At 70.2% G+C, this 19081-nt stretch carries 21 protein-coding genes; 12 read left to right on the top strand and 9 right to left on the bottom strand.

Translation table 11 applies throughout. From position 1 onward, the window contains the following. Position 1 precedes the first annotated feature (1 nt). From ACFE6Z_RS08290 to ACFE6Z_RS08280, 3 genes are read left to right on the top strand one after another with little or no spacing between them, the layout of a single operon-like run. Positions 2-841: an SDR family NAD(P)-dependent oxidoreductase gene (locus ACFE6Z_RS08290; protein WP_375385248.1), complete on the top strand. Its 840-nt coding sequence runs from the start codon at positions 2-4 to the stop codon at positions 839-841. 21 nt (positions 842-862) lie between these two features. Further along, complete coding sequence (locus tag ACFE6Z_RS08285) at positions 863-1582, top strand: SDR family NAD(P)-dependent oxidoreductase (protein WP_375385247.1); 720 nt, start codon at positions 863-865, stop codon at positions 1580-1582. Between the two features lie 46 nt (positions 1583-1628). Beyond that, complete coding sequence (locus ACFE6Z_RS08280; protein WP_375385246.1) at positions 1629-2375, top strand: SDR family NAD(P)-dependent oxidoreductase; 747 nt, start codon at positions 1629-1631, stop codon at positions 2373-2375. A gap of 34 nt (positions 2376-2409) precedes the next feature. On the opposite strand, the gene ACFE6Z_RS08275 is transcribed toward ACFE6Z_RS08280, so the two are convergent. The 4 genes from ACFE6Z_RS08275 to ACFE6Z_RS08260 are packed head-to-tail and all read right to left on the bottom strand — an operon-like array spanning position 2410 to position 6543. Further along, positions 2410-3534 carry an acyl-CoA dehydrogenase family protein gene (locus tag ACFE6Z_RS08275; protein WP_375385245.1) on the bottom strand — a complete coding sequence of 375 codons (1125 nt, stop codon included), beginning with the start codon at positions 3532-3534 and terminating at the stop codon, positions 2410-2412. A 14-nt stretch (positions 3535-3548) separates the two neighbouring features. Then, complete coding sequence (locus ACFE6Z_RS08270; protein ID WP_375385244.1) at positions 3549-4511, bottom strand: acyl-CoA dehydrogenase family protein; 963 nt, start codon at positions 4509-4511, stop codon at positions 3549-3551. After that, on the bottom strand, positions 4511-5680 hold the full coding sequence (locus ACFE6Z_RS08265; protein WP_375385243.1) for an acyl-CoA dehydrogenase family protein: 1170 nt from the start codon (positions 5678-5680) through the stop codon (positions 4511-4513). The genes ACFE6Z_RS08270 and ACFE6Z_RS08265 overlap by 1 nt, the downstream gene beginning before the upstream one ends. Beyond that, a complete protein-coding gene (locus ACFE6Z_RS08260) occupies positions 5677-6543 on the bottom strand; it encodes an enoyl-CoA hydratase (protein WP_375385242.1) in 867 nt (288 codons plus the stop codon). The genes ACFE6Z_RS08265 and ACFE6Z_RS08260 overlap by 4 nt, the downstream gene beginning before the upstream one ends. Before the next feature lie 104 nt (positions 6544-6647). Between ACFE6Z_RS08260 and ACFE6Z_RS08255 the strand changes: the two genes are divergently transcribed. Genes ACFE6Z_RS08255 through ACFE6Z_RS08245 form a run of 3 tightly spaced genes read left to right on the top strand, consistent with a single transcriptional unit; the run spans position 6648 to position 9804 of the window. Beyond that, positions 6648-7814, top strand: coding sequence for an acyl-CoA dehydrogenase family protein (locus ACFE6Z_RS08255; protein ID WP_375385241.1), 1167 nt, complete (start codon positions 6648-6650; stop codon positions 7812-7814). After that, the gene (locus ACFE6Z_RS08250) at positions 7811-8608 is read left to right on the top strand and encodes an SDR family oxidoreductase (protein WP_375385240.1); all 798 of its coding nucleotides are present in this window, start codon (positions 7811-7813) and stop codon (positions 8606-8608) included. The genes ACFE6Z_RS08255 and ACFE6Z_RS08250 overlap by 4 nt, the downstream gene beginning before the upstream one ends. Before the next feature lie 44 nt (positions 8609-8652). Beyond that, the gene (locus ACFE6Z_RS08245) at positions 8653-9804 is read left to right on the top strand and encodes an acetyl-CoA C-acetyltransferase (RefSeq protein ID WP_375385239.1); all 1152 of its coding nucleotides are present in this window, start codon (positions 8653-8655) and stop codon (positions 9802-9804) included. Positions 9805-9825: 21 nt separating this feature from the next. Here the strand turns inward: ACFE6Z_RS08245 and ACFE6Z_RS08240 are convergent, their stop codons facing one another. Both ACFE6Z_RS08240 and ACFE6Z_RS08235 read right to left on the bottom strand, forming a co-directional pair. Continuing rightward, positions 9826-10779: an NAD(P)H-dependent flavin oxidoreductase gene (locus ACFE6Z_RS08240; protein ID WP_375385238.1), complete on the bottom strand. Its 954-nt coding sequence runs from the start codon at positions 10777-10779 to the stop codon at positions 9826-9828. Further along, positions 10776-11534: an enoyl-CoA hydratase family protein gene (locus tag ACFE6Z_RS08235; RefSeq protein ID WP_375385237.1), complete on the bottom strand. Its 759-nt coding sequence runs from the start codon at positions 11532-11534 to the stop codon at positions 10776-10778. Before ACFE6Z_RS08235 ends, ACFE6Z_RS08240 begins: the two co-directional genes overlap by 4 nt. A 130-nt stretch (positions 11535-11664) precedes the next feature. Between ACFE6Z_RS08235 and ACFE6Z_RS08230 the strand changes: the two genes are divergently transcribed. The 3 genes from ACFE6Z_RS08230 to ACFE6Z_RS08220 are packed head-to-tail and all read left to right on the top strand — an operon-like array spanning position 11665 to position 14272. Then, positions 11665-12570, top strand: coding sequence for an SDR family oxidoreductase (locus tag ACFE6Z_RS08230; protein WP_375385236.1), 906 nt, complete (start codon positions 11665-11667; stop codon positions 12568-12570). After that, on the top strand, positions 12567-13349 hold the full coding sequence (locus tag ACFE6Z_RS08225; protein ID WP_375385235.1) for a MaoC/PaaZ C-terminal domain-containing protein: 783 nt from the start codon (positions 12567-12569) through the stop codon (positions 13347-13349). The genes ACFE6Z_RS08230 and ACFE6Z_RS08225 overlap by 4 nt, the downstream gene beginning before the upstream one ends. After that, a complete protein-coding gene (locus ACFE6Z_RS08220) occupies positions 13346-14272 on the top strand; it encodes an NAD-dependent epimerase/dehydratase family protein (RefSeq protein ID WP_375385234.1) in 927 nt (308 codons plus the stop codon). The genes ACFE6Z_RS08225 and ACFE6Z_RS08220 overlap by 4 nt, the downstream gene beginning before the upstream one ends. Before the next feature lies 1 nt (position 14273). On the opposite strand, the gene coaE is transcribed toward ACFE6Z_RS08220, so the two are convergent. Beyond that, positions 14274-14894: a dephospho-CoA kinase gene (gene coaE, locus ACFE6Z_RS08215; RefSeq protein ID WP_375385233.1), complete on the bottom strand. Its 621-nt coding sequence runs from the start codon at positions 14892-14894 to the stop codon at positions 14274-14276. 187 nt (positions 14895-15081) lie between these two features. On the opposite strand from coaE, the gene ACFE6Z_RS08210 reads away from it, so the two are divergent. The 3 genes from ACFE6Z_RS08210 to panB are packed head-to-tail and all read left to right on the top strand — an operon-like array spanning position 15082 to position 17670. Continuing rightward, positions 15082-15861 (top strand): DUF2520 domain-containing protein, encoded by a 780-nt coding sequence (locus tag ACFE6Z_RS08210; protein ID WP_375385232.1) that lies wholly within the window; start codon positions 15082-15084, stop codon positions 15859-15861. 5 nt (positions 15862-15866) lie between these two features. Next, positions 15867-16706, top strand: a complete 840-nt coding sequence (gene panC, locus ACFE6Z_RS08205) for a pantoate--beta-alanine ligase (RefSeq protein WP_375385231.1) — start codon at positions 15867-15869, stop codon at positions 16704-16706. A gap of 28 nt (positions 16707-16734) precedes the next feature. Continuing rightward, the gene (gene panB / locus ACFE6Z_RS08200) at positions 16735-17670 is read left to right on the top strand and encodes a 3-methyl-2-oxobutanoate hydroxymethyltransferase (RefSeq protein WP_375385230.1); all 936 of its coding nucleotides are present in this window, start codon (positions 16735-16737) and stop codon (positions 17668-17670) included. A 2-nt stretch (positions 17671-17672) separates the two neighbouring features. On the opposite strand, the gene cofE is transcribed toward panB, so the two are convergent. Further along, entirely contained in the window at positions 17673-18461 is a 789-nt protein-coding gene (gene cofE, locus ACFE6Z_RS08195; RefSeq protein WP_375385359.1) for a coenzyme F420-0:L-glutamate ligase, read from the bottom strand. A 34-nt stretch (positions 18462-18495) separates the two neighbouring features. Continuing rightward, on the bottom strand, positions 18496-19002 hold the full coding sequence (locus ACFE6Z_RS08190; protein ID WP_375385229.1) for a GNAT family N-acetyltransferase: 507 nt from the start codon (positions 19000-19002) through the stop codon (positions 18496-18498). Positions 19003-19081 lie beyond the last annotated feature (79 nt).

The following is a 19081-nucleotide window of genomic DNA, read 5'->3' as shown; positions in this document are numbered from 1 at the left end:
CATGACTCACGAGCTCGAGGGCATAGCCGTCGTCGTCACGGGCGGCGGTGGGGGCCTCGGCCGCGAATATGCGCTGGCCGCGGCCGCCGCCAGCGCATCCGTCGTCGTGAACGACGTCGCCCCGGCCGCCGCGGTCGAGACGGTGCAGCTGATCCGCGATGCCGGTGGTCACGCCGTCGCCGAGCCGGGCTCGGTCGCGGAGGCCCCCATGGGGGAGCGCCTGGTCGACGCATGCCTGGCGGCGTACGGTCGAATCGACGGATTGGTCAATAACGCCGGAGTGCTCAATTCCGGCCAGTCGACTGCGCAGGAGGCGTCCGTGGTCGCGGCCTCGCTCGCGACGAACGTCGCCGGCGTGATCCATTGCGGCACGGCGGCCGTCCGGGCCATGCGACGCGGGACCGGCGGCACTATCGTGAACGTCGTCTCTGGAGCCATGCTGGGCCTGCCCGATCTGTCGCTCTACGGGTCGACGAAGGCTGCGGTGATGGGGCTGACCTACGGGTGGGCGCTGGAGAATGCCGGCACATCGGTGCGAGTGAATGCGATCTCGCCCCTCGCCTGGACCCCGATGTCCGACCTCATGGGGCTCGATGACTCCGCGAAGGGCCTGCACCCCGCGAGGATCGCTCCGGCCGTGATCTATCTCCTCTCGAGCCTGTCGGCGCCCATGAACGGGCAGATCGTCCGGTTCGACGGCGTCCGGCTGGGTGTCATGCAGCCCCCACGGGTGGCTGCGGCGACGACGGCCGACTCGTGGGATGCCTCCGCGATCGCGGCGGCATTCGCGGGGGCGCTCCGCGCCGCCGTCGCTCCGGTCGGCCTGGTCGCCAACTCCTGAGTCGCGACGTGGAGGTAGATAATGCCTGACAGTGCTTCCCACACGATCGTCACCGGCGGAGCGAGCGGCATCGGAGCGGCGGTCGTCGCCGATCTGCTGCATCGCGGACACGAGGTCACCGTCTTCGATCTGACCGAGATAGCCGCCGACGACCATGGATCACTCGTCGTCGACGTCCTCGATGAAGCCGCGGTCAGCGCGGCCGTAGACCTCGCCGCCGCGGAGCGCGGCCGGGTGACCGGGGTCGTGGCATGCCACGGCATCCGCGGAGCGTACGTCCCGGCGGTGGAGATCGAGCTCGCGAGCGTTCGCCGGCTCTTCGACGTGCACGTCGTCGCGACGCTATCGGTCTGTCGAGAGGTCGTGCGCCGGCTCGATAGCCGCCCTGGCTCGATCGTGCTCATCTCATCGACGACGGCCTATCGCGGGTGGGCGAATCAGGCCGACTATGGTCCGGCAAAGTCCGCGGTCTCGCAGCTGATGCAGAATCTCGCGATCGAGTGGGCGACGCTCGGTGTCCGGGTCAATGCGGTCGCCCCTGGCCACACCCGCACGCCGATGGTGGAAGATCTCGTGGCCGCGGGCTACGACCTGGATCAGGTGCGCTCCCGCGCGCCGCTCGGTCGCCTCGCCGAGCCCGACGAAGTGGCCGGAGCGATCACCTATCTGCTGTGCGACGCGACCTTCGTCACCGGCCAGTGCCTCGCGGTGGACGGCGGCTGGACCGTCGTGGGCAAGTGAGCCGAAGCCGCATGCCCGTCATGCGAACCAGCGCGAAAGGACCGTCATGACTGCCGCCCCGCCGCTCGTCCGACTGGATGGGAAGGTCGCCCTCATCACCGGCGCAGCCGGGGGGCAGGGGCGCGCGCACGCGGCACTCTTGCACGAACTGGGTGCGCTGCTGGTCCTGACGGATCTCGAAGGCGCGGTGGTCGAATCGGTCGCCGCCGGCTTCGGCGACCGCGCGATCGGTCTGCAGCACGACGTAGCGTCTCTCCAGGACTGGCACGGTGTGATGGCGGCCGCCGCCGAGGCCTTCGAGCGGGTCGACGTGCTCGTGAACAACGCCGGGTACGCACCCGTCGCGCCCTTGGCCGACACCAGCGAGAGCGCCCTTCGCCTGACCATGGGGGTGAACCTGCTCGGACCGATCTTCGGGATGCAGACCGTCCTGCCGCTTATGCGCGAACGCGGCGGCTCGATCGTGAACATCTCATCCACCGCCGGGCTGACCGGGTACGCCGGACGCGTGCCGTACTCCGCGTCGAAATGGGGGCTGCGCGGAGCATCGCGATCGGTCGCGCGCGAGTATGGCCCGTTCGGCATCCGCGTCAACACGATCTGCCCGGGCGCCGTCGACACCGCGATGGCCAGCGACGACACCCGGCAGGGCAGGGGGTTCATCTCGACGATCCCGATCCCGCGGGCGGGGCGGCCGGATGAGGTCTCGAACCTGGTGGCCTTCCTCGCGAGCGACGCGAGCAGCTACTGCACCGGGCAGGACTTCGTGATCGACGGCGGCCAGACCGCCTGATCGCCGGTCGTCGCGGTCCGCCTGCGAGGGTCGGTCAGACCTCGACGAGTCCGATCTGGGTCGCGATACGTGTGCGCTGCTCGGCGGCTGTGCCCAAGAGCTGGGAGGTCGCGTGCGCGCGCTTGAAGATGAGGTGCGCGTCGTGCTCCCAGGTGATCGCGATTCCGCCGTGCAGCTGGATGGTCTCGGCGGCGACGTGCTCGACAGCATCCGAGCACCATGCCTTCGCCAGCGCCGCGGGCTCGACGAGGTCGCTCGCTCCGTCAGCGGCGAGCGCCGCGGCCGCGCGCGAGACGGTGCGTGCGGTCTCCACCTGCACGTGCATGTCGGCCATCCTGTGCTTGAGTGCCTGGAATGATCCGATCTTGCGCCCGAACTGCACCCGCTGCGTCGAGTAGTCGATCGTGTTCCGCAGCGCACGCCCGGCCACGCCCACCTGCACGGCGCTGATCGCGATCAGGGCTGCGTCGCGTACGCGGTCGAGCACCTCCGGGTCGGCGCCCCCGATCGGGCGGGCCGGGGTGGCCGAGAACCGCAGTGTCGCAAAACGCAGTGCCGGGTCGAGGGCCGGGGTGAAGATCCGCTCGACGGCGTCCGCGTCCACGACCTCGAAGAGCCGCGGGCCGTCCGGGGTGAGGGCGATTGCGACGATCGTGTCGGCGGCCATTCCGTCCAGGGCCAGGATGCTGTCACCGTCGAGTCTCCACGTTCCCTCGCCCGCGGAGCCGGCGGATGCCCGCACCGACACCCGGTCGGGCGCCCAGCGACCGGCGGCATCGGCCCAGGCCAGGGTCGCGATCCGCGATCCGTCGGCGATACCGGGGAGGAGGCGGGCCGCGGCATCCTCATCTCCTGCGAGCAGCACCGCCTGCGCAGCGATCGCGACCGATCCGAGGTACGGCGAGGGGGTGAGGGCTGCGCCGAGCTCTTCGAGCACGAGATGGGTCTCGAACACGCTGAAGCCCGAGCCGCCGAATTCTTCGGGGATCGCGAGCGACGCCGCACCGATCTCCTCGCACAGCACCCGCCACAGGTCGCGGTCGTAGCCGGGCTCTGACGCCATCGCCGCGCGGTTCGCCGCGCTGTCGGAGCGCTGCCCCAGCAGGGTCCGGACGAACGAGGCGAGTTCGGACTGCTCCTCGGTGAGTTGATCTGGCATTGGTGTCTCCCTGCTCAATGGGCGAGGATGCTGCGCGCGATCCGTGCGCGATGAAACGCCGGTGTTCCCCAGGCGCCGACGAGCGCCGGGACGACGGTGACCCACAGCCCGAGGTGATGTTCGGCGGTGTATCCGATCGCACCGTGCATCTGGAGCGAGGTGCGCGCCGCGCGAGTGGCAGCGCCGGCGGCGGCGACCTTGGCGGCCGAGACGTCGCGGCCGCTCGTCGGCGAACCGAGGCTGAGTGAGGCCGCCTGCACGAGCGGTCGAGCGAAGCTGAGCGCGACGCGGACGTCGGCCAGAGCATGCTGGACCGCCTGGTACCCGCCGACCGGCCGACCGAACTGCGTGCGGATGCTGGTGTACGAGACGGCTTCGTCGAGCAGGCGCTCGCCCGCGCCGATGAGGAACGCGGCGTTCGCGAGGGCCGCCTCGTCGACGGCGCGCTGCAGTACTTCGCCGTCGACCTCGCGCCCCTCGCCTTCCGGAGTGAGGACCGCGAGGGTCCGCGTGGCGGCGAGCGACGGGATCGCCTGGGCGACGGACGCGGGAAAGATCCGGCCCTCGGCGATCACGAAACGGTGCGTGACGAAGTCGGCGTCGTTCGCCGCCGGCACGTGCGGGGCGATGCTCGCCGTCACCACCGCGCTCCCGTCGGCGATCTCCTGCGTGAGGTCGGGTCCGACGAGGTGAGGAAGGAAGGCGATCGACTCCAGATAGGGCCCGGGCACGGCGTGGTAGCCGAGCCGTTCGAAGACCACGGCGACGTCGCTGGGCGTGCCGCCCAGACCGCCCTCGTCCTCGGGCACGCGGAGCCCCGTGAGTCCGAGTTCGCTGAACCGCGCCCAGAGCGTTCGCCCTGGCGCGGTCGATCCCTCCGCCCACGATCGCGGCACGTCGACCCCGCCGCCGGCCGCGACGAGCTCGTCGACGGCATCGGCGAACGCCTCCTGCTCGTCCGTCAGAACGAACCTCATCAGGATCGCCTTCCTTCGCGAGGGAGCCCGAGGACCCGCTCGGCGATGATGGTGCGCTGTATCTCGTTCGTGCCCGCGTAGATCGGGCCGGCCAGCGAGAACAGGTAGTCCTCGACCCACCGTCCCCCGCCGGCCGCGGCCGCCCCGCGGTACTCGGCCTCGGGGCCGAGGATGTCCAGGGCGGTCTGCTGGATGTGGATGTCGAGCTCAGACCAGAAGATCTTGTTCATGCTCCCCTCGGCGCCGACCGTCTCGCCCTCGAGGACGCGGCTGACGGTCTGCCACGTGAACAGGCGGTACGCCTCGGCGCCGATCCACGCGTCCACGACGTCGGCGCCGGCAGGGCTCTGGGGGTCGGCGCGGTCATTCCAGAGGCCGATCAGCCGCTCCGCCGCGGCCATGAACCTGCCCGGCGCTCGCAGCGATAGCCCCCGTTCGTTCCCGGCGGTGCTCATCGCGACGCGCCATCCGTCGCCCGGAGTGCCCAGCACGTCTTCGTCGGGCACGAATACGTCGTCGAAGAACAGCTCGGCGAAGCCGGCATCGCCGTCCAGCTGGGCGATGGGTCGCACCGAGATGCCCTCGGCGTCGAGCGGGAACAAGAAGTAGGTGAGGCCGTGGTGGCGCCCCGCGGCGGGATCGGAGCGGAACAGGCCGAAGCCTCTGTCGGCCCACACGGCACGTGAACTCCACGTCTTCTGCCCGTTCAGCACCCATCCGCCGCGGGCGTCGTCGCGCCGGGCGGTGCTGCGCAGGCTCGCGAGGTCGCTGCCGGCATCCGGCTCTGACCAGGCCTGCGCCCAGATGAGCGAGCCGTCCGTCATCGGCCGGAGGTAGCGCGCCTGCTGGTCGGGCGTACCGTGCTCGAACAGGATGGGCGCGAGCAGCGATATGCCGTTCTGCGCGACGCGGGTGGGGGCGCCGGCCCGGTAATACTCCTCCTCGAAGAGCACCCATTCGACCAGGCCCGCCCCGCGGCCGCCGACCTCTTCCGGCCACGACACGACCGACCAGCGGCCCGCGGCAAGAGTGGCCTCCCAGGCGCGGTGGGCGGCGAAGCCTGCTTCGGTGTCCATCGAGGGAAGGGGGCTGGCCGGCACATTCGCAGCCAGCCATTCGCGCGCCTCGGCGGCGAACGCCTTTTGTTCGGGGGTCAGGTCGAGGTTCATGACGGGCTCTCGGTGTCTGTAATCGAGCGGATATCCACGCCGCCGAGCGAGTCGCCCTGGATTTCGGCGTTGTGCGCGTGCGCGGCGTGATGCAGCCCGAACACCGAGTCCATCCCGGTGCGCAGGCCCTGGAGATCCTCGGCCTGATTCACGGCCTTCTTCGCCAGAGCCAGGCCGAGGCGAGGCATCCCGGCGATCCGATCCGCCATCGCCAGCACCTTTGCCTCCAGTTCGGCACGCGGATACACGTGGTTGACCATGCCGAGTTCCCGCGCGCGCTCCGCAGTCATCCGGTCTCCGGTGTAGAGCATCTCCTTGGCGGCACGCGGGTTGGTCACCCACGGATGGGCGAAGTATTCGACGCCCGGGATGCCCATCTTGACGACGGGATCGGCGAAGAACGCGTCGTCGGAGGCGAGGATGAAGTCGCAGACCCACGCGAGCATGAGCCCGCCTGCGATGCAGGCGCCGTGGACCATGGCGATCATGGGCTTCGGGATCTCCCGCCATCGCCGGCACATGCCGAGGTACACCTCGGACTCGCGGGCGAACCGCGCATCGACGCCCGTGGCCCCCACGTGATCCCACCAGATGACCGCCTTGCGCTCGAAGCTCTGATCGATGTCGCGCTCGGGGGTCCCGATGTCGTGGCCGGCGCTGAAGTGATCTCCGTTACCGGCCAGCACGATGACCTTGACGGTGTCGTCGTCGACCGCGCGAGTGAACGCCGCATCGAGCGCGTAGGTCATCTTCGAGTTCTGCGCGTTGCGATACCGGGGCCGGTTCATCCGCACGATCGCGACGGAGCCGCGCGTCTCGTACCTGACCACCTCGGGGGTGTCAGCCTGCGGTGCCTGCGACATCGCGCGAGCTCCTCTCTGAACTCGAACCAATCATTTGCTTGGTAGTGTGGCTACTATAGATGACGCAGGAGTCGAGGGCCAACGGCGGTGCACGAGGAGGTGCTGTGGACGTAGAAGCTTCGCGGGAGGATGAGGATCTCCGCGCTGAGATCCGTTCGTGGCTCGAGGCGAACCTCGTCGGGCGGTTCGCGGCCCTCAAGGGCCTGGGTGGCTCCGGTCGCGAGCACGAGGCGTTCGCAGAGCGCGTCGAGTGGAATCGCCACATGGCCGCCCACGGGTGGACCTGCGTCGCATGGCCCGTCGAGTTCGGCGGGCGGGGCCTGAACATCGCCCAGCAGGTCATCTTCCACGAAGAGTACGCCCGCTCGGGCGCACCGGCCCGCGCGAACCACCTCGGCGAGGAGCTCGTGGGGCCCACTCTCATCGCGCTGGGCACCCCCGCCCAGCGCGAGCGGTTCCTGCCGCGCATCCTCGCGGTGGATGAGCTGTGGTGCCAGGGGTACTCCGAGCCGGGGGCGGGGTCGGATCTCGCGGCCGTCGCGACGAAGGCGCGGCTCGATGCCGGCCACTGGCGCATCGACGGTCAGAAGGTGTGGACCTCGCTCGCGCGGGAGTCGGACTGGTGCTTCGTCCTGGCCCGCACGGAAGAGGGCAGCACGCGTCATGCCGGCCTGTCGTACCTTCTGGTGCCGATGGATCAGCCCGGCATCGACGTGCGCCCGATCGTCCAGCTGACGGGCACGTCCGAGTTCAACGAGGTGTTCTTCGACGGCGCCGTCACCGACGCCGATCTGGTGGTGGGCCGGCCGGGCGACGGCTGGCGGGTGGCGATGGCGACGCTCGGGTTCGAGCGCGGAGTCTCGACCCTCGCGCAGCAGATCTCCTTCCGGCGCGAGCTGGATGCTGTCATCGCGACCGCTCGCGCGACCGGGACGATCTCCGACCCGCTGATCCGTGACCGCATCGTCCATGCGCACATGGGCCTCGAGGTGATCCGGCTGTACGCGCTGAGCACCCTCGGCGGGGAGCAGGGGCCCGAGGCATCCGTGGCCAAGCTGCTGTGGTCGCAGTGGCACCGATCCCTCGGCGAACTGGCGATGGCCGCGGCCGGCCCCTCCGCTCTCACGGTCTCGCCCCCCTATGAGCTCACCGACCTGCAGACCCTGTTCCTGTTCAGCCGCGCCGACACCCTGTACGGCGGTTCGGACGAGGTTCAGCGCAACGTCATCGCCGAGCGTGTGCTCGGACTTCCCAGAGAGGCACGACCGTGACCAGAATCGAACAGCCCGTCCCGGAGTACGTCGCCCCGCATGGCCTGCTCGAGGGTCGCCGCGTCGTGATCACCGCGGCCGCCGGCGCGGGGATCGGGTCGGCGGCCGCGATCAAGTGCCTCGAAGAGGGCGCGGCCCACGTCGTCATCGGCGACACGCATGCCGGCAGGCTCGAGCAGTCGCGCGACGAACTCGGCAGCCGCTTCGGCGCAGACCGGGTCAGCGCAGTCGTGTGCGATGTCACCGACGAAGACCAGGTGGGACGGCTCCTCGATGTCGCCGAGGAGTCCGGGCCGATCGACACGATGATCAACAACGCCGGACTGGGCGGCACCGCCTCGATCCTGGAGATGACCGACGACCAGTGGGGGAAGGTGCTGGATGTCACCCTCACCGGCACCTTCCGCTGCGTGCGCGCGGTTGCACGGCGCATGGTCGCCTCCGAGACCCGCGGCGTGATCGTGAACAACGCCTCGGTGATCGGCTGGCGCGCACAGGAGTCGCAGGCGCACTACGCAGCGGCGAAGGCCGGCGTCATGGCGCTGACCCGCTCGTCGGCGATCGATCTCGCACCCCACGGGATCAGGGTCAACGCGGTCTCGCCGAGCCTGGCGATGCATCCCTTCCTCGAGAAGGTCACCTCGGCGGAACTCCTCGAGGAGTTGAAAGGCCGCGAGGCCTTCGGCCGGTCTGCCGCGCCATGGGAGATCGCCAACGTCATGGTGTTCCTCGCCAGCGACTACTCGTCGTACATGACCGGCGAGGTCGTCTCCGTCAGCAGTCAGCACGCCTGAGCGCGGCCCCGTCCGCCCCCCAGCATCCGATCGAAGAGAGAGAAATGCCCACCGCATACATTGTCGAAGCCGTCCGGACGCCCGTAGGCAAGCGGGGCGGTTCGCTGGCGAAGATGCATTCTGCCGATCTCGGCGCGCATGCGCTGGCCGCCGTGATCGAACGCAGCGGCATCGACCCCGGCGCCGTCGAGAACGTGATCATGGGCTGCACCGACACGGTCGGACCGCAGGCCGGAAACGTCGCCCGCACGGCATGGCTCGTGGCAGGCCTCCCCGATCACGTGCCCGCCGTCACGATCGACCAGCAATGCGGCTCGAGCCAGCAGGCGGTGCACTTCGCCGCACAGGCGGTGATGTCCGGCACGAGCGACCTCATCGTCGCGGGCGGTCTTCAGAACATGTCGACGATCCCGATCTCCGCAGCGATGGTGCTCGGCACACAATTCGGCTTCACTACGCCGTTCGCCGAGTCGCCCGGCTGGCTGGCACGCTACGGCGACCAGGAGGTTTCGCAGTTCCGCTCGGCCGACCGGATCGCGGAGCGCTGGGACATCAGTCGCGAACAGATGGAGCAGTTCGCCTACGAGAGCCACACCCGCGCGATCGCCGCGATCGACGAGGGCCGGTTCGCGCGAGAGATCGCCCCCGTCGGAGCGTTCACGACCGACGAGGGGCCTCGTCGGGATACGACGCTCGAGAAGATGGCGGGCCTGCCCACCCTCCGCGATGGCGGCCGGGTCACCGCAGCGCTCGCATCGCAGATCAGCGACGCATCCAGCGCCACCCTCATCGCCTCGGAGCGCGCTCTCTCGGAGCACGGACTCACCCCCAGGGCGCGGATCCATCACTTCTCGGTGCGGGGCGACGACCCGGTGTGGATGCTGACCGCGCCGATCCCCGCAACGAAGCACGCGCTCGAGCGCGCCGGCATGACGGCCGATGACATCGACCTGTTCGAGGTGAACGAGGCGTTCGCGTCGGTGGTCCTGGCCTGGATGAAGGAGACCGGCGTCGAGCGCGACCGGGTGAACGTCAATGGCGGAGGAATCGCCCTGGGGCACCCGCTCGGCGCGACCGGAACTCGTCTGATGACGACGATGCTCCACGAACTCGAGCGCACCGGAGGCCGCTACGGCCTGCAGGTGATGTGCGAGGGCGGGGGTCTGGCGAACGTGACGATCATCGAGCGAATGTGACCGCTCGGCCCGTGCCTCTGATCAGCGGATGACGGTGGCCGCGGCGGCGCGCAGTCGCACGACCGCTTCGCGCACGATGCGATCGACCAGTTCTTCGACCGTCGGCAGGTCGTCGATCACCCCGACGACCTGGCCGGAGGCGAGGACTCCGGCGCCGGCATCGCCGTCGACCAGACCGGCCCGGAGCCGGTGGGGCGTCGAGACGGCGAGCTCCTGCGGGTCGATCGACGACGAGTCCAGCCCTTCGACGTACTCGGTCCGCAGCAGGCGATACGCCTTGCCGTCCGCCTTGGTCGTGACCACGGTGCCGTCCAAGCCTGCGGCGAGGTAGCGCTCTTTCACGGCCCGCGGCACCGGGCTCTCCCGGGTCAGCAGGAATCGTGTGCCCATCCCGATGCCGACCGCGCCGTAGGCCAGTGCAGCGGCCAGGCCCCGCCCGTCGAAGTAGCCACCCGCCGCGACGACCGGGATCTCGACCGCGGCGGTCACGGACGGGAGGAGCAGCGATGTCGGGATGCTGCCGACATGGCCTCCGCCTTCGCCACCCGCCAGCATGACGGCATCCGCTCCCCACGACTGCAGCTTCTCGGCATGACGGATCGAGCCGATCGAAGGGATCACGACGACACCGCCGTCCTTCAACAGGTCGATCAGCTCGCGACTGGGCGCGAGTGCGAACGACGCCACGGTGACCCGGTGCGTGATGAGGAGTTCGGCGCGGGCCATGACATCGCCGGCGTTCGCGCGCAGATTCACGCCGAAGGGCTGGTCGGTGCGGGCGCGTACGGCGAGTATCGCCGCCTCGAGCTCGCCGAAGGTCATCGTTGCAGAGGCGAGTATGCCGAGGGCGCCCGCCCGCGCGGTGGCCGACACGAGGCGGGGGCCTGAAACCCAGCCGAGCGCCGTCTGGACGATCGGATGGGCGATGCCCGTCAGCGCCGTCAGCGGGGTCGTGATCTGCGGCGGGGTGCTCACGTCTGGCGTGATCGTCCGGGTGCGACGAATTCGTCGCGATGCTGGTCGGCGACACCGGCGAGGTTCAGCTCGAACGTGAAGCCCTGCTCGAATCGGTACGACCGGTTGACATCGACTGGATCGATGCCGTTCAGCGCCCCTTTCGCCGCACGGATCACGCGCGGGTCCTTCGCGGCGATCTCCGCCGCGAAGGCTAGCGCGGCGTCGTCGAGGCCCGCCCGCGGCACGACCTCGGTCACCGATCCGAGTTCGAGCAGTCGCTGGGCGCTCACGGTGCGGCTGGTGAAATACATCGATCGCATCAGGTGCTGGGGCACGAGTCGCGCGAGGTGGGTGGCGGCGCCGAGGGCCCCGCGGTCGACCTCGGGAACACCGAAGTAGGCGTCATCGGACGCGATGATGACGTCGCTGTTGCCGACCAGACCTACGCCTCCGCCCAGGCAGAAGCCGTTGACCGCCGAGATCACGGGGACGGCGCACTCGTAGATCGCCTTGAAGGCCTCGAAGCACCCGCGGTTCGCGCCCAGGAGCGCGTCGAAGCCGTCGGAACGCTGCATCTCTTTGATGTCGACGCCCGCATTGAACCCGCGCCCCTCCGCGCGCAGCACGACGACGCGCGTCTTCTCGTCACGACCGGCCTCGCGCATCGCATCGGCGATCGCGAACCATCCCGCGACGGGGAGCGCGTTCACGGGGGGGTAGTCCATCGTCACGAGACGGATGCCGTCGGTGTGCACCGTCGAGTTCACTGCCATGTGATCGACCTAACGTTGGGGCGGCTATCGGTTCGTTCCGATTGCCCGCGCTGATAGCTGTTACCCTAGCATTTGCTTGGTTGTACTCTCAACGGGAGCACATCCCATCTACTCGAAGAGGAGTCGGAACGTGACGGGAATATGCGAAGGCCGGGTCGCGATCGTGACGGGCGCGGGCCGCGGGCTCGGGCGGGAGCACGCTCTGGAGCTCGCCCGGCAGGGGGCGAAGGTTGTGGTCAACGACCTCGGCACCTCTCTCGGCGGCGATGGGGCGTCGCGCGGTCCGGGTGCCGAGGTGGTCGAGATCATCCGCGCGAACGGCGGCGAGGCCTTCTCCAACGGCGCCGACATCGCCGACTTCGCACAGGCTGAGGCGCTCATCGCCGAGGCCGTCGAGACGTTCGGCCGGCTCGACATCCTCGTCAACAACGCGGGATTCGTCCGCGACAGGATGCTGGTCAACGCCGAGGAATCCGAATGGGATGCTGTCATCCGCGTCCACCTCAAGGGGCACTTCGCGCCGCTGCGTCACGCCGCCGCGTATTGGCGCTCCGAAGCCAAGAACGGGCGTATGCCGGTCGCGCGCGTGATCAACACGTCGTCGGGCGCAGGGCTGCAGGGAAGCGTGGGCCAGGCTGCGTACGCGGCCGCCAAGGGCGGGATCGCGTCGCTGACTCTGGTGGCGGCGGGCGAACTCGCGCGGTACGGCGTCACGGTGAACGCGATCGCGCCGTCCGCGCGCACGCGGATGACCGAGGGCGCGTTCGCGGAGAAGATGGCGGCGCCCGCCGACGGCTTCGACAGGATGGATCCCGCGAACGTGTCTCCGCTCGTCGCCTGGCTCGCGAGCCCCGGTTCGCACGCGGTGACCGGCCGGGTCATCGAGATCGAGGGCGGACGGATCTGCGTCGAGGAGGGATGGCGGCACGGTCCGGCCCGTGACGCCGGCCGCCGCTGGCGGGCCGAGGAGGTCGGCGATGTCCTCGCTGAACTCATCGCCGAGAGCGTCTCCCCGGAGCCGATCTACGGGGCATGAGCATGCACGAGTGGGCGGGGCGGTCTCTCGGGCAGCGCACTGTCGGATATTCCGAGGGAGACGCGATCCTGTACGCGCTCGCCGTCGGCGCATCGCCGGAACGGCTCGATCTCGTCTTCGAGGACCACCTTCGCGTCCTGCCGACGTTCGCGCTGACGCTCGCGCAGTGGGCGCCGGACGTCCTGGCGGCCGAGGGCGTCTACGGCGCGCGCCCGGTGCACGGGGCGCAGAGCTTCACGTCTCTGGCGCCGCTGCCGCGGGCGGGCGAGATCGTGATGTCCGCGCGCGTGGCGGACGTATGGGACAAGGCAACGGCGGCCGTGTTCGAGATCGTCGTCGAGAGCGACTACTTCGCCGCGACATGGTCGATCTTCGCCCCGGGCGTCGGAGATTTCAGGGGCGATCGCGGCCCGGCGCGCGCCGCGCGCAATCCTGAGAGCGCAGGCCAGGAGCTGGCGCTGCAGACCGCCGCGAATCAGGCCGCGCTCTACCGCCTGACGGGCGACCGCCACCACATCCACGTCGATCCCACGGCATCGCGCATGATCGGGCAGCCGCGCCCGATCATGCACGGGCTCTGCACGCTCGTCGCCGCGACGCTTCCCCTCGCCGATCAGGCGGGTGCGCATCCGGCAGACCTCACGTTCCTGCACGGTCGGTTCAGCGGCCCCGTCGTTCCCGGTGATCGCCTCGCGATCCGCTCGTGGGACGACGGGCTGTTCGACGTGGCCCGCAACGCCGAGCCCGTGATCGTCGAGGGAAAGGTGAACTTCTCGTGAGCGATCGGAGCATCCTGGTCGTGGGGGGCACCGGAATGATCGGCAGTCACATCGCGCGACGCCTCGCTGACCGGGGCGACCGGGTCTCGATCATGTCGCGGAGTCCCGCATCCGCGGATGACCCCGCCGCGATCGCCGGTATCCCGCGGCTGGTCGGAGACTACTCGGAGGGCGCCGAGCCGCGCGCGCTCGAAGGCTTCAGCGACATCGTGTTCGCGGCGGGACAGGACATCCGCCACATCGGAGTCGATGTCCAGGACGAAGCGATCTGGGATCGGATGCAACGCGTCGGCGTCCCCGCGTTCGCGGCGGGCGCGAAAGCGAGGGGAGTGAAGCGTTTCGTGCAGCTCGGCAGCTACTACCACCACCTGCGCCCGGAATTCGCCGAGACGATGCCGTACGTCGCCGCGCGCCGCGACGCCGATGCGCGCACACGCGGGCTCAGCGACGCCGGCTTCGCCGCGATGACACTCAACCCGCCGTCGATCGTCGGCACGAGCGGTGGCCGCGGTCTGCGGGGGTTCGCGCGGCTCATCGCCTGGGTCCGGGGCGAACTGCCGACGCCTCCGCTCTCGGCGCCTCCGGGCGGCACCAATTACATGTCCGTCCGCTCATTGACGCAGGCCACCCTCGGGGCGCTGGACCGTGGGGCAGCGGGCACCGCCTACCTCGTCGGCGACGAGAACCTCACCTATCAGCAGTACTTCCAGGCGCTGGCGACAGCCGCCGGGTCGGAACTCGTCGTGGACGAGACCGACGAGGACCACCCGTTCCAGCCCGACCGCTTCATCGTCCAGGGGCGCGGGCGTGTGATCGCCTATGAGCCCGATCCGGCCGAGGTCGCGCTGCTCGGCTACGACCGACGGGACGTGGCGCGAGCGCTCAGCGAGATCGTCCATCGAGTGGACGCGGCGGCGCGGTGATTCAGGCCCGATCGGCCAGACTCGCCCATAGTTCGGCGACGTCGCGGCGGGTCTGATCGAGGGTGCCGTCCGTGCGGATCACGACATCGGCGATCGCGAGACGGCCCTGCTCATCGCCCTGCGCGGCGATACGTGCCTTGGCCTGGTCGCCGGTGTAGCCGCGACCCGACACGAGGCGGCGGATGCGCTCGGAGGCGTCGGCCTCCACCGCCACGACGAGATCGTACGTCCACGGGAGCGGCGCGCTGCGTACGGTCAGCAGGGGGATCTCGTGCACCAGCACCCCGTCGGGGTTCGTCTCACGTGCGGCGTCGATCGCGGTCCGGGTGGCGTCGCGGATCGCGGGATGGATGATCGCGTTGTATCGCGCGCGGTTCGCGTCGTCGCCGAAGACGAGCTCGGCGACCGCAGCGCGATCCAGCCCCCCGTCGACGGTGAGCACTCCCGCGCCGAACTCTGCGGCGATGCGGGCCAGGATGCTGCGCCCGGCCGGTGTCGCAGGGTCGACGACCGCTCGTGCGGTGAGGTCGGCGTCCAGCACCGCCGCGCCGAGATCGTGCAGCAGCGACGACACGGTGCTCTTGCCCGCGCCGATGCCGCCGATGAGTGCCACCAGCCTCATGCCTCACCCCATCGATCGCGTGCGGCAACCGGCCCGCGGCGAGGCGCTACACTCATCGCCATGCGGCCACCCTATCAATCGCTTGTTCGCCTTGCCAGTCACGCTGAGTGGGCGGGCACCGGAGCCGGCGACGCCGAGGATAAAATCGACCACAGAGCCCCCGTCGACCGGGCCTGCTCGCAATGACATGACCCCCACCACCCCCACCCCGCGTTCCCCTGTGGCGACCGCGACCGTCGTCGGTCGCGGTCGCGTCGGGCGCGCGGTGGCGGCGGCGCTCGGCGCGGCCGGCGTGGTGGTCACCGGGCCGACCGGGCGTGGCGAGACCGTGCCGGATGCGGACGTGATCCTCCTCTGCGTGCCCGACGAGGCTATCGCCGGGGTGGCCGCGTCCCTCGGTGAGACCCACGGGTTCGTCGGCCACACGTCCGGCGCCACGCCGCTCGAGGCATCCGGCGTCGATTTCGGGCTGCATCCGCTGCAGACCTTCGCCGGCGCCGAGGGTGCGGACGCGTTCCGCGGCATCGGGTGCGCGGTCGCGGGACGCTCGCCCGAGGCGCTGGATGTCGCGCGCGAACTTTCGATCCGGATCGGCGGGCGACCGTTCCCGATCGACGAGGCACATCGCGCGGGCTACCACGCCGCGGCATCCCTCGCATCGAACTTCGTGGTGACGTTGCTGGCGGCCGCCGAGCAGGTCGCCGCGACGGCGGGACTGACCGAGCCGGACGCCCGGGCTCTGATGGAGCCGCTGGTGCGCAGCACCGTCGCCAACTGGGCGGCGCACGGGCCGGACGAGTCACTCACCGGTCCGATCGAGCGGGGCGACGACGCCACGGTCGACAGACAGCGCGAGGCGATCCGCGCGAATGCCCCCGACGTGCTGCCGCTCTTCGACGCACTCGCCGACCGCACCCGTGCGCTGGCCGCGAGAAGGCCGGCGCCGAGCACCGGGGGCGTCGCGTGAGGATCGTGCGCAGCATCGCGGACGTGCGCGCCGCCGTCGCCGAGGCGCGATCCCGCGACGCCGCGATCGGACTGGTCCCGACGATGGGAGCCCTGCACGAGGGTCACCTCTCGCTCATCCGGCGGGCGCGCGCCGACACCGACTTCGTGGTGGTCTCGCTCTTCGTGAACCCGACGCAGTTCGCCGCCAATGAAGACCTCGGCGCCTACCCGCGCAGCGAGGAGCGCGACGCGGCGCTCGCCGCCGGGGCGGGCGCGGACGTGCTGTTCGCCCCGTCGGTCGAGGAGATCTACCCGAGCGGTTTCGCGACGACCATTCACGTCGGCGGCGTCACGGAGGTGCTCGATGGGGAACACCGGGGGCCGGCGCACTTCGACGGGGTGGCGACGGTGGTGGCCAAGCTGTTCCAGATCGTCGCACCCGATTCCGCGTATTTCGGGCAGAAGGATGCGCAGCAGGTGCTCGTGATCCGCCGGCTCGTGCGCGATCTCGACATCCCGGTGCGCATCGTCGCCTGCCCGACGGTGCGTGAGCCGGACGGACTGGCGATGAGTTCGCGCAATGTCTACCTCGATCCTGACGAGCGCCGGCGGGCGACCGCGCTCAACCGCGCCCTCGACGCGGCGCAGGCGGTGGTGACAGGTCCGCAGACGAGTGCCGCGTCGGTGCTCGACGCGGCACGTCGGGTGCTCGCCGACGCAGCCATCGACCCTGAATACCTCGAACTGCGTTCTCCCCACGACCTCGCCGAGGTCCACAGCATCGGCGACGGCGCACTCCTGGCCGTCGCCGCACGCGTGGGGCGCGCCCGTCTGATCGACAACAGAATCATGGAGGCGCAGTGATGCGACCCGTACGGACAGAGCACACATCATGAGCACCGGCCCGCTGTCAGAGCACGCGCCGGCACGCCCGCCGGTGACCTTCGCGCGCCTCGGTGAGCAGAAGGCGCGACGCCAGCCCATCGCGATGGTCACCGCGTACGACTATCCGGGCGCCCAGATCGCCGATGCCGCAGGGGTCGACATCGTCCTGGTCGGCGACTCGGCCGCGATGACGGTGCTGGGCTACGACAGCACCGTACCGATCAGCGTCGACGAGATGCTCATGCTCACCGCAGCGGTACGCCGTGGCCTGCGCACGCCGCTGCTGGTCGCCGACCTTCCGTTCGGTTCATACGAAGTCTCGGATGAACAGGCGATCGCCACCGCACAGCGCTTCGTGAAAGAAGCAGGCGCCGACGCAGTCAAGATCGAGCGCGGCGGCACCTCTATCGAGCGCGCGCGGGCGATCATCGCCGCCGGCATCCCGGTGATGGGTCACGTCGGGCTCACGCCGCAGACCGCCGCCACCCTCGGCGGCTACCGCGCCCAGGGGCGCACCGCCGAAGGGGCCCTCGCCGTCTTCCACAGCGCGCGCGCCCTGCAGAACGCCGGATGCTTCGCCCTCGTGTTCGAAGCGATCCCGAGCGCCGCGACCGAGGCGATGATGCCGCTCCTGGACATCCCCGTCATCGGCATCGGCGCGGGGCCGGCGACGGACGGGCAGGTGCTGGTCTTCCACGACCTGCTCGGCATCTACGACGGTCACGCCGCACGCTTCGTCAAGCGCTACGCGCAGCTGCGCGAACCCATGATCTCGGCGGTCGCCGCCTACGCGGACGATGTGCGCACTCGCCGGTATCCCGCTCCCGAGCACGAATACTCGATGCCCGCGACCGAGACGCAGCTCCTGATCGGACTGCTCCCCGAGCCTGCGCATCCTCGCGGGGCGATCACCGGGCCGTCGCCCTCGCCCGCGAAGGCCTGAGCTTACGACCGTGGGCCGAACGCCTCCGCGTCGCGATCGTGGACGGATGCTGCGCCCGCCGCAAACCCTTCGGCCCACGCCTCGTCGGCGCCGAGGCGGAACATGTCGCGCTCCAACGGCCGCACGATCGACCGTGCCCCGGGCAGGTCGAGCGACCCGACCAGGTCGGCGCGTCCGCGCACCACCGCGATCGGGCGGCGAGCCGCCTTGCCCTTGACGAGCTCGGCCGCCGAGGCCAGCTCGTCGGCCACGCACGGCATGGTGACCGTGAGGGGGCGGCCCTCGGCATCCGTCTGCCCCCGCAGGTCTTCGAACACGTGCACTCCCGCGGCGCCGATCGCGGCATCCGTCTGCCCATCGCGCCACGCGCGACCGAGCGTGTCGGAGACGATGACACCCACCTCGATGCCCAGCCGGGTGCGCAGCCCGAGAGCCAGCGCACGCGCCGACGCGTCGGGATCCTCGGGCAGCAGCAGCACCGTGCCCTCGGGGGTGTTCGACGCGTCGACACCCGCGGCGGCGGCGACGATCCCGAGCCGGCTCTGCACGATGCGCGTCACGTGTCCGTCGGGCGAAGTGCGGGTCGCGACGACGCGGACGGTCTCGGCCGTGATCGCGTCTTCGCGGTCGGCGGCCTGCAGGATGCGGCCCTCGGCCTTTGAGATGATCTTCGAGGTCACCACGAGGATGTCGCCGGTCTGCAGGACGTCGGCTCCGGCATCCACGATCGCGCCGACGAGGTCGGTGCCGGGAGTGATCTCGGGGACGCCGCCGAAGGCCCAGATCTCGATCACGGCAGGGTCTCGATCACGCAGCGAGAGCGGCTCAGCGGACGAACCGCACCTCGGTGAGCGTCTCGCCCAGGAACGGCTCGGTGTGCGTCGCCCCGTCGAGGGTGAACCCGTTGCGCTCGTAGAACCGGTGTGCACGCGGGTTGTCGTCGGCGACCCAGAGGTAGAGGCTCTCGCCCTCGTCGACCGCGGCGTCGAAGAGGCGCTGACCGATGCCGGTCCCGTGCCACGCGTCGAGCAGGTAGATGAAGTACAGCTCCCGGTAGGTCGGGGCGTCCTTGTCGCGCGCAGGCCCTGAACCCACGAATCCCACGATCTCGCCGCCGGCCAATGCCGCGCTCATCCGGAATTCGGGCCCCTGTGATGCCCAGTGGGTCCACAGCTCGGCGAGGCGGCGAGGCGACACCCGCTCGAGCGCGGCCTTGCTGATCAGGTGGTCGTACGTCTCGTGCCAGCAGGTCGCGTGCACGCGACCGAGAGCTTCAGCATCGACATCCCGTACCGGACGCACGACGATGTCGGTCTGCAGTTCGGCTTCCATGGCCAGACTCTACGCGCCGCCGATGAACACGAGAAATCGAGCGGATAGCCGGGAGCAAAATCTGTACAGAAACGACCTC

The organism is uncultured Microbacterium sp. (genome assembly GCF_964244775.1).
Classification (GTDB): Bacteria; Actinomycetota; Actinomycetes; order Actinomycetales; family Microbacteriaceae; genus Microbacterium.
This window is presented reverse-complemented; position numbering and strand designations above follow the sequence as displayed.

Coding starts and splice junctions, on each gene's coding strand:
- ACFE6Z_RS08270 (WP_375385244.1), bottom strand. CDS start 4,511: ATGAGGTTCGTTCTGACGGACGAGCAGGAGGCGTTCGCCGATGCCGTC.
- ACFE6Z_RS08260 (WP_375385242.1), bottom strand. CDS start 6,543: ATGTCGCAGGCACCGCAGGCTGACACCCCCGAGGTGGTCAGGTACGAG.
- coaE (WP_375385233.1), bottom strand. CDS start 14,894: ATGAGGCTGGTGGCACTCATCGGCGGCATCGGCGCGGGCAAGAGCACC.
- ACFE6Z_RS08245 (WP_375385239.1), top strand. CDS start 8,653: ATGCCCACCGCATACATTGTCGAAGCCGTCCGGACGCCCGTAGGCAAG.
- ACFE6Z_RS08190 (WP_375385229.1), bottom strand. CDS start 19,002: ATGGAAGCCGAACTGCAGACCGACATCGTCGTGCGTCCGGTACGGGAT.
- panB (WP_375385230.1), top strand. CDS start 16,735: ATGAGCACCGGCCCGCTGTCAGAGCACGCGCCGGCACGCCCGCCGGTG.
- ACFE6Z_RS08280 (WP_375385246.1), top strand. CDS start 1,629: ATGACTGCCGCCCCGCCGCTCGTCCGACTGGATGGGAAGGTCGCCCTC.
- ACFE6Z_RS08290 (WP_375385248.1), top strand. CDS start 2: ATGACTCACGAGCTCGAGGGCATAGCCGTCGTCGTCACGGGCGGCGGT.
- ACFE6Z_RS08235 (WP_375385237.1), bottom strand. CDS start 11,534: ATGGCAGTGAACTCGACGGTGCACACCGACGGCATCCGTCTCGTGACG.
- ACFE6Z_RS08225 (WP_375385235.1), top strand. CDS start 12,567: ATGAGCATGCACGAGTGGGCGGGGCGGTCTCTCGGGCAGCGCACTGTC.
- ACFE6Z_RS08275 (WP_375385245.1), bottom strand. CDS start 3,534: ATGCCAGATCAACTCACCGAGGAGCAGTCCGAACTCGCCTCGTTCGTC.
- ACFE6Z_RS08210 (WP_375385232.1), top strand. CDS start 15,082: ATGACCCCCACCACCCCCACCCCGCGTTCCCCTGTGGCGACCGCGACC.
- ACFE6Z_RS08265 (WP_375385243.1), bottom strand. CDS start 5,680: ATGAACCTCGACCTGACCCCCGAACAAAAGGCGTTCGCCGCCGAGGCG.
- ACFE6Z_RS08285 (WP_375385247.1), top strand. CDS start 863: ATGCCTGACAGTGCTTCCCACACGATCGTCACCGGCGGAGCGAGCGGC.